The sequence below is a fragment of the Phyllobacterium sp. T2-21 genome (assembly GCF_055378485.1).
Genome location: NZ_AP027912.1, coordinates 3,198,450 through 3,214,422 on the forward strand (window position 1 = coordinate 3,198,450; position 15,973 = coordinate 3,214,422).

Here is a 15,973-nt window from a genome sequence, read left to right on the forward strand (position 1 = left end):
GGGGATTCGATCCGATGCCGTTTGCGAAACAGCCCGACAGCGCCACGGCGCCGCGGCATGAAAAAGTTCAGAACGCCGTACGCCAGAACAGGCTCCTGTCAAAAGCCGGACTTTCCGAACGGCTGTTTGCCCATGTCTTCAAGGGCCTCGTCTATCCCCAGATATGGGAAGACCCGGAGGTCGACATGCAGGCGCTGCAGATCCATTCCGGCCATCGGATCGTTACCATCGCGTCGGGCGGCTGCAATGCCATGTCGTACCTTACCGCCGATCCCGCCAGCGTCGAGGCGGTCGATCTGAACACGGCGCACGTGGCGTTCAATCGCCTGAAGCTCGCCGCCGTCACCCGCCTGCCCAACTACGATGCCTTCTACCGTTTCTACGGCACGGCGGACGACAAGGCGAACCTTGCCGCCTATGAACGCTTCATCCAGCCGCATCTCGACGGCACCAGCCGCGCCTATTGGGAAAAGCGGATGCTGTCCGGCCGCCGGCGCATCACCATCTTTTCGCGTGACCTCTACCGGCATGGCCTGCTCGGGCTGTTCATCGGCATGGGTCACCGCGTCGCCAGGCTCTACGGCATCGACCCGCGCGATATCCTCAAGGCCGCGACGATCGAAGAGCAGCGCGCCTATTTCGACCGCGCCCTCGCCCCGCTTTTCGACAAGCGGATGGTGCGCTGGGCGACGAAGCGCAAATCCTCGCTGTTCGGCCTCGGTATCCCGCCACAGCAATATGATGCACTGGCAACGGCAGGCGACGGCAACATGGCGCTGGTGCTGCGCCGCCGCCTGGAAAAACTCGCCTGCGGCTTCCCGCTGTCGGAAAACTATTTCGCCTGGCAGGCCTTCGGGCGCGGGTACAGCGACAATGCCGAAACCGGCCCGCTGCCGCCCTATCTCTCGCGCAACAATTTCGAGAATGTGCGCGACCGCGCCGAGCGCATGAGCGTCGTCAACGCATCGTTGACGGAGTTCCTCGCGGCCAAGCCCGCAGGTTCCGTCGACCGCTTCATCCTGCTCGACGCGCAGGACTGGATGAACGACAAGCAGCTGAATGAACTCTGGCACGAAATCACCCGCACGGCCGCTGCCGGCGCGCGCGTCATTTTCCGCACCGCGGCCGAGCCCACCATCCTGCCGGGCCGCATCGACGACGCCCTGCTTGCGCGCTGGGATTACCGGGAGGAACAGTCTCTCGACCTGCATGCCCGCGACCGGTCGTCCATCTATGGCGGCTTCCATCTCTATCTGCTCAAGGATTGATACCGATGTTTGCCAAGATCGAACATGGACCGCTGATGGATCGCGTCTACCGGCACCAGCGCCACTTCTATGACGCCACGCGCAAGTACTATCTGCTCGGACGCGATCCGATGATCGCAGGCCTGATGCCGCCGGCCAATGGCAGCATCCTGGAGATCGGCTGCGGCACCGGGCGCAATCTGGTCATGGCCGGAGCCGCCTATCCCACGACAAAGCTCTATGGCATCGACATTTCCAACGAAATGCTGACGACAGCCCGCAAGAAGGTGATGGCTGCCGGCATCGGCGAGCGCACCGAACTTGCCTATGCCGATGCGGCGAAATTCGATCCGTCCGCCCTGTTCGGCCGCGCCCAGTTTGACCGGATTTTCATCTCCTATGCGGTGTCGATGATCCCGCAGTGGGAAAGCGTCATGCGCGAAGCGGTCAACCATCTGGCTCCTGGCGGCCAGCTGCACATTGTCGATTTCGGCGATCTCACGGATTTGCCCGGAGCCGCGAAAACCGCCCTCTACAAATGGCTCGAATGGTATCACGTCACGCCGCGCAACAACCTGTTCGAGGTTGCGCAGGACATCGCAGCCGCCACGGGCGCGCACGCCGAAGCACAACGGCTCTATCGCGGCTTTGCCTGGATTTCGATCATCAGCCGCCCGGGCTGAGGCCATCATCCCGCCGTGCGTGGTTCGACAAGCTCACCATGAGGGAGATTGAGGATTTCAGGGAGCCATATTCTGCAACCTATCAGATTGGCATTGCCGCCAAACCACATCCCTCATGGTGAGCTTGTCGAACCACGCACAACAGGATTGTCCCCCTATTTGCAGAGATCGCCCTTGGCGACAACCGAGCTTGGCGCGGCGAGGCAGTAGAGCTTGGTGATATTGGAGGCCGTGCGCTCGCCGAGCGGATTAGGGTCCAGTTCATCGCCGCTTTGCGATTGCAGCAGCTCGCAATCGCTGCGCAGCAGGCACATGACCGGGATACGTGCCATCGCCGTCGCTGTCTTGAACATGCCGCGCCTGCCGTCCATGGCACCAGTATTGTGCACGCGGTACCACTGGTGCGTGCGGGAAATGCGGTAGAATGAACGCGGGTTCGACAGGATGGCGAGCCGCGACAACAGGTCGTTATCGGCGAAAAGATCGACAACCTGGCCATCGTAGGGCTCGGTCAGCCGGAAATTATTCGACACGAACGTCGAGTTGAAGGTAATTGCCGCCGTGCACGGAAACGCCGCGGCCATGTGCCGGGCCAGGCCGCCGCCCAGCTCATGTCCAACGGCGATATAATCGATGGGCAAGCCGTCCGAATTCTTCTGCGCCTCGGCCCTGATCTTGGCGAACTCCTTGCGTGCGGTGCGATACTGATCCCATGGATTGATGATCTGGGTGAAATAGCTCAGCTCGCTGATGAACCCCGGAACGCCAGCCAGACCGTCGGCACCGCGGAACACGATCATGTAGGACATCCGGTCCGAACTGCGGCGGCGATAGACTTCCGCGTAAAACCCGCCTGCCCTGGCGATGGGGTCGCCAAACGGCTCCCAGCCGAAATATTCGGTCTTCAGGTCGAAATGATGCCGTGCGATCGGCTTGTAAACGTTCGACGCATAGGCGGCGTAGACACCGAAATAATCCGAAATCAGCTCGTTGTTGTAGCCGGGATAACCGCGATAGTTTCTCCAGAAGCTCGGCACGGTGGGACGAACGCAGTGTTCCGCATGGCTGTTGCCGATCCCCAGCTCGGGCCGGTCGATCGTCACCCATGCAGCCATCGTCGCATTGGCAAGGCCAATGACGCAGATAATAAGTACAGCCCAGCCAATTTTCCTGATCATACGCTTCCCCGGACCGGTCAAATGGCCGTGCTGCCAGAACGTTTGCCGCCTGTTATATCAAACACGAAGATGTGACCCATCATACCCCGCAACTCTCATACAGATATCACATTGAAAAATCATGACAAAGGAAAGGCATACTACCATCAACCATAATCTCCGCCGGTCATGATCTGTTAAGCATAATGCCGCATGAGTGGAAAAATAAGGAATGCCCCTTCACGATTCGAGTACGGACCGCCATTGATGAAGCGACTTGCTGCTGGATTATTGACCCTTCTTCTCGCCGGTTGCACGACGGTCGACTACGATTTTTCCGATGCAAAGAAGCGAACCGCGCCTGCCGCGCTGCAACAGATCGCAGCGCCCTCGGGCAAAATCAATGCGCCGCGTTTCAACGACAGCAATCCGCACGACTGGAAAGGCAGAACGCCCTGGCACTATCCAGTGCATGGAACGGATGTCTCCAAATACCAATCGACCATCGATTGGGCGGCCGTGCGCGGCAATCGCATCTCGTTTGTCTTCATCAAAGCCACGGAAGGGGCGGACCGGGTCGATGACCGCCTCTCCGACAACTGGCAGGCCGCACGCGCCGCAGGCATTCCGCGCGGCGCCTACCACTTCTATTATTTCTGCCGTACCGCCAAGGAACAGGCGCAGTGGTTCATCCGCAACGTGCCGAACGATCCCGGAGCCCTGCCGCCGGTGCTCGACATGGAATGGAACGCCGCATCGCCGACCTGCAAGCTGCGCCCCAATGCGGCGGTGGTGCGCAGCGAAATGCGTGTCTTCATCGACATTCTCGAACGCCATTACGGCAAGCGGCCGATCATCTACACCACCGTCGACTTCTTCGACGACAATGACCTGCGGCAACTGGCCGGCTATCCGTTCTGGTTGCGCTCGGTTGCAGGTCATCCCGATGAAAAATACGGGCCGCATCCCTGGACGTTCTGGCAGTATACCGGAACCGGCTCCATCCCCGGCATTCGCGGCGATGCGGATATCAATGTGTTTGCCGGTGACGAAACCGCCTGGAAGCAGTGGCTTGTGCGCAACAAGGTGCGATAAAGTCACACCGGACCTCTTCTCGCAATTCTGTGACTTCACGAGGGGGACATAATCGTGCATTAGCAGGACAAGCTCGCGCGCCTGCTGGCGCCCCCTGTTACCAACGAGATTTCCCTGATGAACAAACTATCGATTGCTCTTGCCGCCGCACTCTTTTCTGCGACAAGTTCAGCTTATGCACTGGACCAGATCAACCACCAGCAACCGGCAGCTGTAAAGCCTGCCTGCGGCGGCGAGATGGAACCCTGGTTCAACGGCCTTATCGCCGAAGCAAAAGCGGCAGGCGTGACCGACAAGGGCCTCGGCGAACTTCTCAAGGCATCGCTTGATGACAAGGTTCTGCAGCGCGACCGCGCCCAGGGCGTGTTCAGCCAGACCTTCCTGACATTCTCGACCCGCATGGTGTCGGATTACCGCCTCAAGCAGGGCGCAGCCAACCTGAAGAAATATGCCGATACCTTTGCCAGGGCAGAGTCCGAATATGGCGTGCCGGGCCCGGTGATTGCCGCCTTCTGGGGACTGGAAACCGATTTCGGCGCGGTGCAGGGCGATTTTGACACGCTGAACGCGCTGCTCACCCTCTCCTTCGATTGCCGCCGTCCGGAGTTGTTCCGGCCGCAGCTGATCGCCCTGCTCAAGCTGTTCGACAAGGGCGTGGTCGATTCCAAGACCACTGGCGCATGGGCGGGCGAGATCGGCCAGATGCAGATGCTGCCGACCGATTATCTGGAGCGTGGCGTCGATGGCGACGGGGACGGCAAGGTCGACCTCAAGAACAGCGCGCCGGACGCCATCATGACGGCGGCCCGCGTCCTGCACGATCTCGGCTGGCGCAAGGGCGAGCCATGGCTGGAGGAAGTCAAGCTGACCCGGGATCTGCCCTGGGAAAACGCATTGCGGACAAACCGCCTCCCCCATTCCAAATGGGCCGAATGGGGTGTGATGGGCATGAAGGGACCGCTCGGTCCCGACAATGGCGATGCATCCCTCCTGCTGCCGATGGGCCGCAAGGGACCGGCATTCCTGTCCTACGCCAATTTCGACGTTTTCGTCGAATGGAACAAGTCCATCATCTACGCGACAACCGCCGCCTATTTCGCCGCGCGCCTCGCCGGTGCCGGTCCGCTTGAGCCGACCACACCGGAGACGGGCCTCACGCAGGAACAGATGAAGGAACTGCAGACCAAGCTCGCCGCCCGCGGCCACGATATGGGCCCGAAGATTGACGGCGTGTTCGGCATCCTGACCCGCGATGCCGTGCGCGACGAACAGATGCGCCTCGGCCTGCCTGCTGACGCCTGGCCCACCCCGGAATTGCTCAGCAAGCTCTGAGAGAGCTAGGGTCAGGACCTATTAATCTGGTCGAAATGGTACGCGGCCATTTGTTTGGATACAAGGAGCAAAGGCGATGGGAATGTTTATCCATTCTCAAGTCCTTTGCGACGATGTAGCCGGGCAAATGGACCGTATCCTACGGACGCCGAAACGGCTGCAAGCTGCAGCGTCGAGCTGCTCGGTCGGGGGGAAGACCCCGCCCTTCGCATCTCTCCTCGCATCTTCTTGCCGTTTCAGGCGCCATTTCGATCATATTAATGGGTCCTGACCCTAGTCCCCCCGGTGTTCGGTGGGAGCCATTGTTTCCAGCGAAGCAAAACCCTCCGGCCGCTCGCCCTCGTCGAACGGCGTTTCCACCTCGACGAATGTATCGGGGTAGAAACCGTTGAAACGGGTGCGCAGCGACAGGGAATAGGCGCCGATATTGCCGATTTCGATCCAGTCGCCGGTAGCGACCGTCTCCGGCAGCCAGAACGGCCGTGACAGGATATCGACGGAATCGCAGGTCGCGCCGCAGACGCGGAACGGCACGATCTCCCGGACATTGCCGCTGCGATGCTTGTGCGCGGGGTCGGGTATGAACCGCGCCGGCAGGGTGATCTTGCCGGTCCACGAATCCGACAGCGACGCCCAGATACCGTCATTGATGTAAAGCCGCCTGCCCTTGCGCAGAAGCACGCGCACGATCAGCGAGAAGGCGCGCGCCACGATCACCCGGCCCGGCTCCGCCACCAGCGGCAGATCGTCAAACCCCCATTCCTTGATGTCGCCGCGCAGGCGCGACATCAATTGCCCGAGCGACGGCATCTCCACATGCTTGCGCTTGGGATCATGGCCGTATTCGGCCGGGAAACCGCCGCCGACATCGAGCCCGGCCAGCGGTACGCCCGCACGGTTGCGCACCCAGTCGGCTGACCGCAGGGCGCGTTCATAGGTGTCGGGATCTTCGATCTGGCTGCCGACATGGAAGCAGATGCCGACCTTGTAGCCGATCTTGTGCAGCCGCTGCAGAAGCTCGACCGCGTGGGCAGGCGTTGTACCGAATTTCTTGGACAGCTCGTAGGCCGCATGGCCCTTGGTCTGCAGCCGCACGTAAAGGGTGATGCTGCCCGGATCGATATCGAGCGCACGCACGATGCGGGTTATCTTGGCGATCTCGTCCTCATGGTCGACGGCCAGGATGCGGATGCCATAGGTTTCAAGCGCAAGGCGGATATCCGACTGGGCCTTGATGGGATGCATATAGAGCATATGCGCATTCGGAGCGACCTTGCGTACCGCGGCGAACTCGCCCGGCGATGCCACATCGAATGTGTTGATGCCGTTGCGCGCCAGCGTTTCCAGGACCAGATTTTCGCCATTGGTCTTGACCGCATAGGCAGTCTCGCCGGGAAACATCTGCATGAACTGGTGCGCGTCTTCGACCAGCACATCCGGCCGAAAGCAATAGACGGGTTGATCGGGCCGCAGGGTAAGTGCTGCATCGCGGGCCGTGGCGAATCGTTGCATCTTGATCTTCTGCTCCATGCATAACTCTTAGCAAGAGCAGATGACGGACGAAAGTCGCTTTCTCCATGCAAGAAACGGGTGGCAATTTACCGGCGCGCGCCTAGAAATATCTGGTGCAGATCCGAATCGGGGGATTATCCGTGGCCGTAAACCAGACAACATCCGCCAATCCGCTTGCCATGACCGGTTTTGTCTGGCTGCAACTGCTGCTGCTGGGGGCCATATGGGGCGGTTCGTTCTTCTTCGCCAAAATCGCGGTGCACGTCATCCCGCCGCTGACGCTCGTCCTGTTTCGCGTCGCTATCGCCGCCGTTGCCCTGCACATCTATCTTCTGAGCCGCGGCATCCGGTTCTGGGACTATCGCCGGCACGCCCTCGGCTTTGCCGGACTGGGACTCCTGAACAACGTCATTCCCTTTTCGCTGCTGTTCATCGGGCAGACGGCGCTCGGTGCCGGGCTGGAATCGATCCTCAACGCCACGACACCGATCTGGACGGTGATCATCGCCACATTCCTTACCGTCGATGAGAAGATCAGCGCCAACAAGATCGCCGGCATCCTTCTCGGCGTCTTCGGCACGGTCGTGATGATCGGGCCCGGCGTGCTCTCCGGGTTGGGCGGACCGCTGTGGGCGGAAATCGCCGTGCTCACCGCCACCCTCTCCTATGCCTTCGCCAGCATTCTCGCCAAGCGGTTCAAGGGCATTCCACCAACAGTGACGGCAACCGGCCAGATGACGGCCTCGACGCTGATCATGATCCCCGTCGTGCTTCTCTCTGGCGGCATGCCGGATTTTGCCGCACCCGATCAGGGCGTCTGGGCGGCCGTGCTCAGCCTCGGCCTGCTCTCCACCGCCTTCGCCTACATCCTGTTCTTTTCCATCGTCCGCGCCGGCGGCGCCACCAATGCCTCGCTGGTCACGCTGGTGGTTCCCGTCAGCGCGATCCTGCTTGGAACAGTTTTTCTCGGGGAGGAACTGGGTTTGAAGGATTTTGCCGGCATGGCGCTCATCGCCCTTGGCCTTCTGACCATTGACGGCCGGCTGCTCGCAGCGTTGCAAAAACCGCGAAAAAGATAGAGTTTTCAACAAATCCTAACGGGTACGGCTTGGTATTTCCCGGCCTGGATTGCGGCGTAACTGTGTCATAAATCGGCGGGAGAACACGCGCGTCGCGTTTTGGTGCAATGCAAAAATAAACCAAATTCCCGGTCATTTTATCGTGAATTGACGATTTTTCATTCCCGTAAATGTGTTTCATTTCAGAAACTTACCATTGCAGAGCAAAAAATTTCTACAGATCATGTCACACCGCGGTAACATTTCCGCTTTTTCTGTGGCAATTTTCCGCTATGCTAAGACGGTTAACTGCAGGAGACAAACAATGGGACTTACGCGTTCGATGAACGTCCTCATGATCTGTGCAGCGTTCGCATTTATCGGTGCAATGGTCGTAGGACTCATACCCTGATTGAAAAAAAGAGCGCCGTGGAGATGGTCTCTGACCGTTAAGAAGGTGACAGACAAATTTGGATGGCCCGGTTGCAGCAACCGGGCCATTTCCAATTCAGCGGCCCTGCCCGATATCAGGCGGCGCCGGCCAATGCCGGTTCGAGCGGCGCGCTGACAGGGCGGATGCCGATGAGATGGCAGATGGCGAAGGCAAGGTCGGCCCGGTTCATCGTATAGAAATGGAAATCCTGAATGCCGCGCTCGACCAGATCGAGAACCTGCTCGGCAGCCACAGCCGATGAAACCAGCGCATGGGTCTGCGCATCGTTTTCCAGCCCCTCGAACCGCTCGGCCAGCCATGCTGGGATGTGAGTCCCGGCCTTCGAGCAGAAATTGGTGACCTGCGTGAAATTATGGATCGGCAGGATGCCCGGCAGGATCGGAATATAGATACCGGCGCGGCGGACCTTTTCGACATAACGCTCATAGAGATCGTTCTCGAAGAAGAACTGCGTGATCGCCCGCGTCGCGCCGTTGTCGACCTTGCGCTTGAGCATGTCGATATCGGTGGCGAAATCCGGGCTTTCCGGATGCTTTTCCGGATAGGCGGAAACGGAAATATCGAAATCGGCAAAGGCCTTCAGCCCGGCAACGAGATCGGCACCGTTTTCATAACCGCCGGGTGTCGGCTTGTAATGGGCGCCGACGCCGCCGGCCGGATCGCCGCGCAGGGCAACGAAGCGCTTCACGCCCATGGCCGCAAATTCGCGCACCACGGTATCGACCTCTTCCTTCGTCGCATCGACGCAGGTCAGGTGCGCGGCAGCGTTGACGTCCGTTTCGGTCAGGATGCGCTTGATCGTGCGGGCCGTGCGCTCGCGGGTGGAACCGCCGGCGCCGTAGGTTACCGACACGAATTCGGGATTGAGCGGCGCAAGACGCGTCACGGTTTCCCACAGGCGCTCTTCCATCACCTCGGTCTTCGGCGGGAAGAATTCAAAGGAAACCTTGATATTGGTTCCAAGGTCGGCACGGCGGGATTGGCGGAAAAAGCTCATCAGACACTCTCCGTTACGCGGGAGGTTAAAGCGGGATCAGCGATCAGCAGGCGTGGGTCGCGTGCCAACCACAGTTTGACGGTCAGTTTGTCTTTGTCTTTTGGTTCGAGTTCGATGCTGTTTTCCAGCGCCAGCCCGGCCTCGGTCAGCCAGTCACGCATCTGGTTGTCGTTGAAGCCAAGCCGTATATGCGCATGGCTGTCCCGCAGGAATTCAAGATCGTGCGGGGCGAAATCGACGATCAGCATGCGCCCGCCCGCACGCAAGGCGCGTGCGGCCTCGCGGATGGCCTCGGCAGGATTGTCGAGGAAGTGCAGCACCTGATGAACGGTCACCAGATCGAAGGACTCCCGGTCAACCGGCAGCGAATAGACATCGCCCTGGCGGACCTGCGCATTGGTGATGCCCGACCGGTCAAGATTGGAGCGGGCAATGGTCAGCATGTCGCGATTGATATCGATGCCGACACCGCGCACGTAAAGCGGGGCAAACAGTTCGAGAAGACGGCCGGTGCCGGTGCCCACGTCAAGCATCGCCTGGAACGGCGTGCGCCCGATGATCTTCGTCAGCGCGGCTTCCACCGCGCCATCCGGCACATGCAGCGAACGGATAGCGTCCCAGCTGGTGGCATTGGCACTGAAATAGGCGGCGGCCCGCTCGCGGCGCTGCAGCTTCACCGAGCCGAGCCGCTCGATATCGCGCTCCAGCAATGGATCGGACACATCAAGACGATCGAGCAGGATTCGGGCGATATCGCCAACAACCAGGGATTCAGCGAGGCGGAAATAGGCCCAGGACCCCTCCTGATAACGGTTAATCAGATTGGCTTCGAACAGCAGCTTGAGATGGCGGGAGACGCGCGGCTGCGACTGCCCGAGGATGGAGGTCAGATCGGAAACCGTCAGATCCCCCCGGGACAACAGCGCCAGAATGCGCAGGCGGCTGGGTTCCGCCGCTGCCTTCAGCGTATCGACCATCAGGTCAAGATTGAGATCACGTTTGTCCATCAAGGTATCCTCAAAAGATATAAAGATATGTTTATGTGAGAAATACAGATTTGGCAAGTTTTGTTTTTCCGTTGACGGCAAATTTTGTCGCGTCTGAAATAGGCTGGTATATCGATCAGCGAATCGGCGGGAAGACAGTGCAATGAGTTCAGGAACCAACCGCCAAAGGGCCATCGGCAAGGCGCTGACGCTGCTTTTGCCGGCCGTACCCTATTCGGATTCCGAGCCCATACGCGCTGCCGCCACGGCACCGCACATGAAAAGCCTGCCGCCACCCATTGCGGTGTGGCTGGCCACGGTCGCCCATGTCCGCCATCAGCACACGGACTACGATGCGCTGCGCGACGAGGGCTATGACAAGGAGTCGGCCCGCTTCTTCGTGCTCGAGGCCATCAACCGGAAATTGACGGAATGGCGGGCGACGCGGCTGCTGGATCCGGACGAAGACGATCCGAGCTGACTTCGGCGCCGGCATTCCACTGATCTTCATAGATGAGCTGGTCCAGCGGCAGCCGTTCGCGCCAGCCGCGCTTTTGCAGCTCCGGCTGATCGTAGAGCTGGTCGACATAGCCGATGCAGAGATAGGCGATGATCTCGACATGATCGGGGATGGCCAGAATGCAGCGCATGTCCCGGTCGTGGTAGATGCTGACCCAGCCGACGCCGATGCCTTCCGCCCGCGCCGCCAGCCACAGGTTCTGCACGGCGCAGACGGTGCTGTAGACGTCCATCTGCCGGTTATGGGTGCGCCCCAGAACGACATCGCCGCCGCGTGTCCGGTCGCAGGTGATGCACAGATTGACCGGCGCCTTCACGATGCCCTCAAGCTTCAGCGACGCGTAGAGCGCCTGGCGCTCGTCGGTGAACATGGCCTTTGCTTCGGCATTGGCGCGGGTAAAGGCCTGATGCACCTCGGCCTTGCGCGCCGCATCGCGGATGAGAATGAAATTCCACGGCTGCATGAACCCCACCGACGGCGCGTGATGGGCGGCATCGAGCAGCCGCAGCAGCACATCGTCGTCGACGGGCCTTGGCAGGAACTGGTCGCGCACATCGCGGCGGGTATGGATGGCTTTGTAGACGGCGGCGCGCTCGTCCGCGGAAAAATCGGCGGCGGCCACGGGACCATAGGCAGAGTCGTGCATCGTTTGCTCCCAACAATGCGAGGGCCAGATTGCCCTGAGCCCTGACACCTCCCCGCTGTCCGTGCGGTTTCGGCTATCCGGTCCGGCCGGTCTTCTGACTGAGGTTCACCTGAACCGCGCGCCTTCCGGGTTTCCCCGTGGCAAACTGCGCGGCCCATCCCCTATACAGCGTTGGGCACGTGCCGGATTTGCACCGGCTTCCCGATTCTCCTGCATGCAGGCACCGGACCTGCATTCCATTCGCCACAGATCGGCGAAGGACGCAAGCGTCAGCCCGGATAAATCCATTGCTCCGGCAGGCGCGCATCGATTTTTTCACCGGAACGGATGATTCCCGGCACTTCAACCCAGACGACGATGCCACGCAGCCGCTTCGACGCCTTGACGAAGTCGAGCGCCGTCGCGGTGTGATCGGAGGTTTGCGCCCGCTCGGCGATGGAGCGTCCGGCGACCTTGCACGGCGCGTTCTGCCCGTCGACCTTCAGCGTCACGCCGCCTTCGAAGAACAGCAGCGTGCGCGGCGGCAGCATGGAAAGCGAGGGAATGCCATCGACAACCATGTTGGCACCGATCCATTCGGGTTTGACTTCCGCAAGGCCCATGGCGCTGGCAATCATTGCAAGCTCGTCGGCCGCCAGAACGGAAATATGCCGTTCGTTGCGCATCTCCGTGCCGCGCGGATACCAGGGCTCTCGTCCGCCGGACCGGCGCGTCAGGCCGGCATGATAATCGCCGCGGATGCCTTCAAAGGTGAGATCGAGCGTGTCCGTGGCAGCGGTGACAAAACTGTCTTTCGGCGCCTGGAACAGGCTGCTCACCCGCCCGACAATCTTGCGGGCCGGAAGGATGTCCGTTCTGGTTGCGAAAAGATCTGTCATGACGGCACTCCGGTGAAATCAGCCGCATCTTAGGAAAATTGCTTGTTAAAACCAGCCAATATCACTGATGGAAACGTCAAAATTGGTGATGGGAGGGCGTTGCCGCCCTCCCGGTCGCATCAGCGTGTCAGAGGCTTGTAGCTCGGACGCTTCGGATTGACGCTGTCCGGTCCGAGACGACGGATCTTGTCGTTCTCATAGTCCTGGAAGTTGCCTTCGAACCATTCGACGTGGCTGTCGCCTTCGAAGGCCAGGATGTGCGTCGCCAGCCGGTCAAGGAACATGCGGTCGTGGCTGATGATAACGGCGCAGCCGGCGTATTTTTCCAGCGCGTCTTCCAGAGCCGCCAGCGTTTCGGTGTCAAGATCGTTGGTCGGTTCGTCGAGCAGCAGGACATTGCCGCCGGACTGCAGCATCTTGGCAAGATGCACGCGGTTACGCTGACCACCGGAGAGATTGCCGACCTTCTGCTGCTGGTCGCCGCCCTTGAAGTTGAACGCCGAGACATAGGCGCGCGAATTCATCTCGTTCTTGCCGATCTTGATGATTTCATTGCCGCCGGAGATTTCTTCCCAGACATTCTTCTCCGCCGCGAGGTGATCGCGGCTCTGGTCGACATAACCGAGATGAACCGTTTCACCGACGCGGATCGAGCCGGAATCCGGCTTTTCCTGTCCGGTGATCATCTTGAACAGCGTGGTCTTACCCGCACCGTTCGGACCGATGATGCCGACAATGCCGCCGGGGGGCAGCTTGAAGGTCAGGTTTTCGATGAGAACGCGGTCGCCGAAGGACTTGGTGAGGTTCTCGGCTTCGATAACCACCTGCCCCAGCCGTTCGCCTGCCGGGATGATGATCTGCGCATCGCCGGGACGCTGCTCATTGGCGGCATCGACCAGCGCGTCATAGGCCTTGATACGGGCTTTCGACTTGGCCTGACGTGCCTTGGGGCTGGCGGAAATCCACTCGCGCTCGCGCTCCAGAGCCTTCTGGCGCGAGTCGTCCTCGCGGCCTTCCTGCTGCATGCGCTTGGCCTTCGCACCGAGATAGGCGGAGTAATTGCCTTCGTAGGGGATGCCGCGGCCGCGGTCGAGCTCGAGAATCCAGCCGGTCACATTGTCGAGGAAGTAGCGATCGTGCGTGATCAGCAGGACGGAGCCGGCATATTCGCGCAGGTGCTTTTCCAGCCAGGCGGTGGTTTCGGCGTCAAGGTGGTTGGTCGGCTCGTCGAGGAGCAGAAGATCGGGCTGCGAGAGGAGCAGGCGGCACAGTGCCACACGGCGGCGCTCACCACCGGACAGCTTTTCCACGCCGGAATCACCGGGCGGGCAGCGCAGCGCTTCCATGGCCATTTCCACCTGGGATTCCAGATCCCAGAGGTTCTTGGCGTCGATGATGTCCTGCAGTTTGGCGCCTTCATCGGCGGTTTCGTCGGAATAGTTCATCATCAGTTCGTTGTAGCGGTCGAGGACGGCCTTCTTGTCCGCGACGCCATCCATGACGTTGCCCATCACGTCCTTGGTGGGATCGAGGTAAGGCTCCTGCGCGAGATAGCCGACCGTGGCACCGTCAGCCAGCCAGGCTTCGCCGGTATATTCCTTGTCCATGCCGGCCATGATCTTGAGGATCGTCGACTTACCCGCACCGTTCGGTCCGAGAATACCGATCTTGGCATCAGGGTAGAAGGAAAGATGGATGTTTTCGAGAACCTTCTTGGTTCCGTATGCCTTGTTCAGGCCGGCCATATGGTAAATGAATTGGCGTGCCATAACGCGCGTCACTCCGATGTTCGGGATTTTTGGGACATGAATTTGCGCCGTATGTAGGCGAAAGGGGCGCGGGTGGCAATGCACGCGCTGTTTATTTCGGGATGACCGGGCGTTTTGCATTCTTATCGTGCGTGGTTCGACAAGCTCACCATGAGGGCGAGTGAGAATTGCAGGGAGTCATATTCTGCAATGTTTCCAATTAGCGTTGCAGCTACCACTTCCCTCATGGTGAGCTTGTCGAACCACGCACAACGGAAATGAAAACCGTCCTCTAAAACGAGCGAAACCGGGTGCGGATATTTCCGTCACCCGGTTTCCCCTCTGGTGCCGCATTTGGGGAGCGTCCTCTTCCCCCCGGAACGGCCATGTAACTGGCAAGTGCCTGGATATCCCGGTCCGGACAATCATCCCCCGACGCCGCAAATCAGCGTTCTGTCAGCCGTGAAAGCCGGGGACGATCGAGAGAAGACACAGGATCCAATCTCTTTCGGAAAGAAGTTTTGCGGCAAGTTTTTGTCGTTTGCAAGAGGTTTTGCAAAATAAAATTGCAGTGCACAATGCGTGATTATTTATTGTGCAAAAACCCATGGAGATACCCGAATTTACGCAGAATTTATTGTGGATTGACTAATCACGCGCCACCCTTTCAATTGATCGCGGGAGGCATGAATGGGTTTTGCAGACATCGAAACGGTCCGGTCGCCGACGGGTGCGGCGCTTGCCATGCGCTTTTCACCCGCCGCAGGCAGCGGCACAGCCATTGTCCAGATCAGCCACGGCCTTGCCGAACACTGCCTGCGCTATGGCCGTTTTGCCGAGCATCTCAACAGGCACGGTTTTCATGTCTATGCCCACGACCACCGCGGCCACGGCTACACCAAAGCCGATGGTGCCCCACCCGGCCGTTTCGCCGAGCGGGACGGCATGCGCCTGGTGCTCGAAGACATGGACGCGGTCAACGCCGCGGCCCGCGCCCGCCATCCGGGTCTGCCGCTGCTTCTCTTCGGCCACTCCATGGGCGGTCTGATCGGCCTCAATTATGTGCTGGACTATCAGCAGAAGGTCGATGCCGCCGCCATCTGGAACGCCAATTTCTCGGCCGGCCTCGCCGGACGGCTGGCGCAGGGCATCCTGCGGGCCGAACGCATGCTGCTTGGCTCTGACGTGCCGAGCATGCTTCTGCCGAAACTGACCTTTCAGACCTGGGCGCGCGGTATCAGGGATGCCCGCACCCCGTTTGACTGGCTGTCACGCGACCCTGACGAAGTGGACGCCTATATCGCCGATCCCCTGTGCGGCTGGGATGCCTCGGTCGGCATGTGGCGCGACGTGTTCGGCTTCACCTTTGCCGGAGCCGACAACAGGCGCCTTGCCAAGGTACGGCGCACCCTGCCCTTCAATTTCGCCGGCGGGGCGGAAGATCCCGCCACGGCCGGGGGCAGCGCCGTGACGCATCTCGGCAGGCGGATGCAACGGCTCGGCTTCAGCGATGTCACGGCCAAAGTTTATGCCGACACCCGCCACGAAGGCTTGAACGAAATCAACCGCGACGTAATCATGCGTGACTTCACCGATTGGGCGGTTCGAGTCGTTCAGCAACAAGCCCCGAAACAAACACTGAATTTGGAGCCACTTTAAC

At 60.2% G+C, this 15,973-nt stretch carries 14 protein-coding genes and 1 riboswitch; of the genes, 7 read left to right on the forward strand and 7 right to left on the reverse strand.

Going from position 1 to position 15,973, the window contains the following annotated elements:
- Positions 1-14 precede the first annotated feature (14 nt).
- Together ACZ5FP_RS15995 and ACZ5FP_RS16000 are read left to right on the forward strand one after the other, a co-directional pair.
- On the forward strand, positions 15-1,268 hold the full coding sequence (locus tag ACZ5FP_RS15995) for a BtaA family protein (RefSeq protein ID WP_464661244.1): 1,254 nt from the start codon (positions 15-17) through the stop codon (positions 1,266-1,268).
- A gap of 5 nt (positions 1,269-1,273) precedes the next feature.
- Positions 1,274-1,930 (forward strand): class I SAM-dependent methyltransferase, encoded by a 657-nt coding sequence (locus tag ACZ5FP_RS16000; protein WP_464661245.1) that lies wholly within the window; start codon positions 1,274-1,276, stop codon positions 1,928-1,930.
- Between the two features lie 155 nt (positions 1,931-2,085).
- Here the strand turns inward: ACZ5FP_RS16000 and ACZ5FP_RS16005 are convergent, their stop codons facing one another.
- On the reverse strand, positions 2,086-3,108 hold the full coding sequence (locus tag ACZ5FP_RS16005; RefSeq protein ID WP_464661246.1) for a hypothetical protein: 1,023 nt from the start codon (positions 3,106-3,108) through the stop codon (positions 2,086-2,088).
- Between the two features lie 246 nt (positions 3,109-3,354).
- Between ACZ5FP_RS16005 and ACZ5FP_RS16010 the strand changes: the two genes are divergently transcribed.
- Together ACZ5FP_RS16010 and ACZ5FP_RS16015 are read left to right on the forward strand one after the other, a co-directional pair.
- On the forward strand, positions 3,355-4,182 hold the full coding sequence (locus ACZ5FP_RS16010) for a glycoside hydrolase family 25 protein (RefSeq protein WP_464661247.1): 828 nt from the start codon (positions 3,355-3,357) through the stop codon (positions 4,180-4,182).
- A 237-nt stretch (positions 4,183-4,419) separates the two neighbouring features.
- The gene (locus tag ACZ5FP_RS16015) at positions 4,420-5,514 is read left to right on the forward strand and encodes a lytic murein transglycosylase (RefSeq protein WP_403177755.1); all 1,095 of its coding nucleotides are present in this window, start codon (positions 4,420-4,422) and stop codon (positions 5,512-5,514) included.
- A 273-nt stretch (positions 5,515-5,787) separates the two neighbouring features.
- On the opposite strand, the gene ACZ5FP_RS16020 is transcribed toward ACZ5FP_RS16015, so the two are convergent.
- Positions 5,788-7,026, reverse strand: a complete 1,239-nt coding sequence (locus tag ACZ5FP_RS16020; RefSeq protein WP_464663316.1) for an alanine racemase — start codon at positions 7,024-7,026, stop codon at positions 5,788-5,790.
- A 179-nt stretch (positions 7,027-7,205) separates the two neighbouring features.
- Between ACZ5FP_RS16020 and ACZ5FP_RS16025 the strand changes: the two genes are divergently transcribed.
- Positions 7,206-8,105, forward strand: a complete 900-nt coding sequence (locus tag ACZ5FP_RS16025; protein ID WP_464663318.1) for a DMT family transporter — start codon at positions 7,206-7,208, stop codon at positions 8,103-8,105.
- 506 nt (positions 8,106-8,611) lie between these two features.
- On the opposite strand, the gene metF is transcribed toward ACZ5FP_RS16025, so the two are convergent.
- Together metF and ACZ5FP_RS16035 are read right to left on the reverse strand one after the other, a co-directional pair.
- A complete protein-coding gene (gene metF, locus ACZ5FP_RS16030) occupies positions 8,612-9,535 on the reverse strand; it encodes a methylenetetrahydrofolate reductase [NAD(P)H] (protein WP_464661248.1) in 924 nt (307 codons plus the stop codon).
- Positions 9,535-10,542, reverse strand: a complete 1,008-nt coding sequence (locus tag ACZ5FP_RS16035; protein WP_223612709.1) for an ArsR/SmtB family transcription factor — start codon at positions 10,540-10,542, stop codon at positions 9,535-9,537. Before ACZ5FP_RS16035 ends, metF begins: the two co-directional genes overlap by 1 nt.
- A gap of 142 nt (positions 10,543-10,684) precedes the next feature.
- Between ACZ5FP_RS16035 and ACZ5FP_RS16040 the strand changes: the two genes are divergently transcribed.
- Entirely contained in the window at positions 10,685-11,002 is a 318-nt protein-coding gene (locus ACZ5FP_RS16040) for a DUF2293 domain-containing protein (RefSeq protein WP_105732169.1), read from the forward strand.
- Here the strand turns inward: ACZ5FP_RS16040 and bluB are convergent.
- The 3 genes from bluB to ettA form a co-directional block, all read right to left on the reverse strand.
- Positions 10,935-11,687, reverse strand: coding sequence for a 5,6-dimethylbenzimidazole synthase (bluB, locus tag ACZ5FP_RS16045; protein WP_464661249.1), 753 nt, complete (start codon positions 11,685-11,687; stop codon positions 10,935-10,937). The two genes, ACZ5FP_RS16040 and bluB, sit on opposite strands and share 68 nt — an antisense overlap.
- 67 nt (positions 11,688-11,754) lie before the next feature.
- A riboswitch (cobalamin riboswitch) is annotated at positions 11,755-11,930 on the reverse strand.
- 26 nt (positions 11,931-11,956) lie between these two features.
- Positions 11,957-12,565 carry an MOSC domain-containing protein gene (locus tag ACZ5FP_RS16050; RefSeq protein WP_464661250.1) on the reverse strand — a complete coding sequence of 203 codons (609 nt, stop codon included), beginning with the start codon at positions 12,563-12,565 and terminating at the stop codon, positions 11,957-11,959.
- A gap of 119 nt (positions 12,566-12,684) precedes the next feature.
- Positions 12,685-14,334 carry an energy-dependent translational throttle protein EttA gene (ettA, locus tag ACZ5FP_RS16055; protein ID WP_346306675.1) on the reverse strand — a complete coding sequence of 550 codons (1,650 nt, stop codon included), beginning with the start codon at positions 14,332-14,334 and terminating at the stop codon, positions 12,685-12,687.
- Between the two features lie 669 nt (positions 14,335-15,003).
- Between ettA and ACZ5FP_RS16060 the strand changes: the two genes are divergently transcribed.
- Positions 15,004-15,972, forward strand: a complete 969-nt coding sequence (locus ACZ5FP_RS16060; protein WP_464661251.1) for an alpha/beta hydrolase — start codon at positions 15,004-15,006, stop codon at positions 15,970-15,972.
- The last annotated feature ends 1 nt before the right edge of the window (position 15,973 follow it).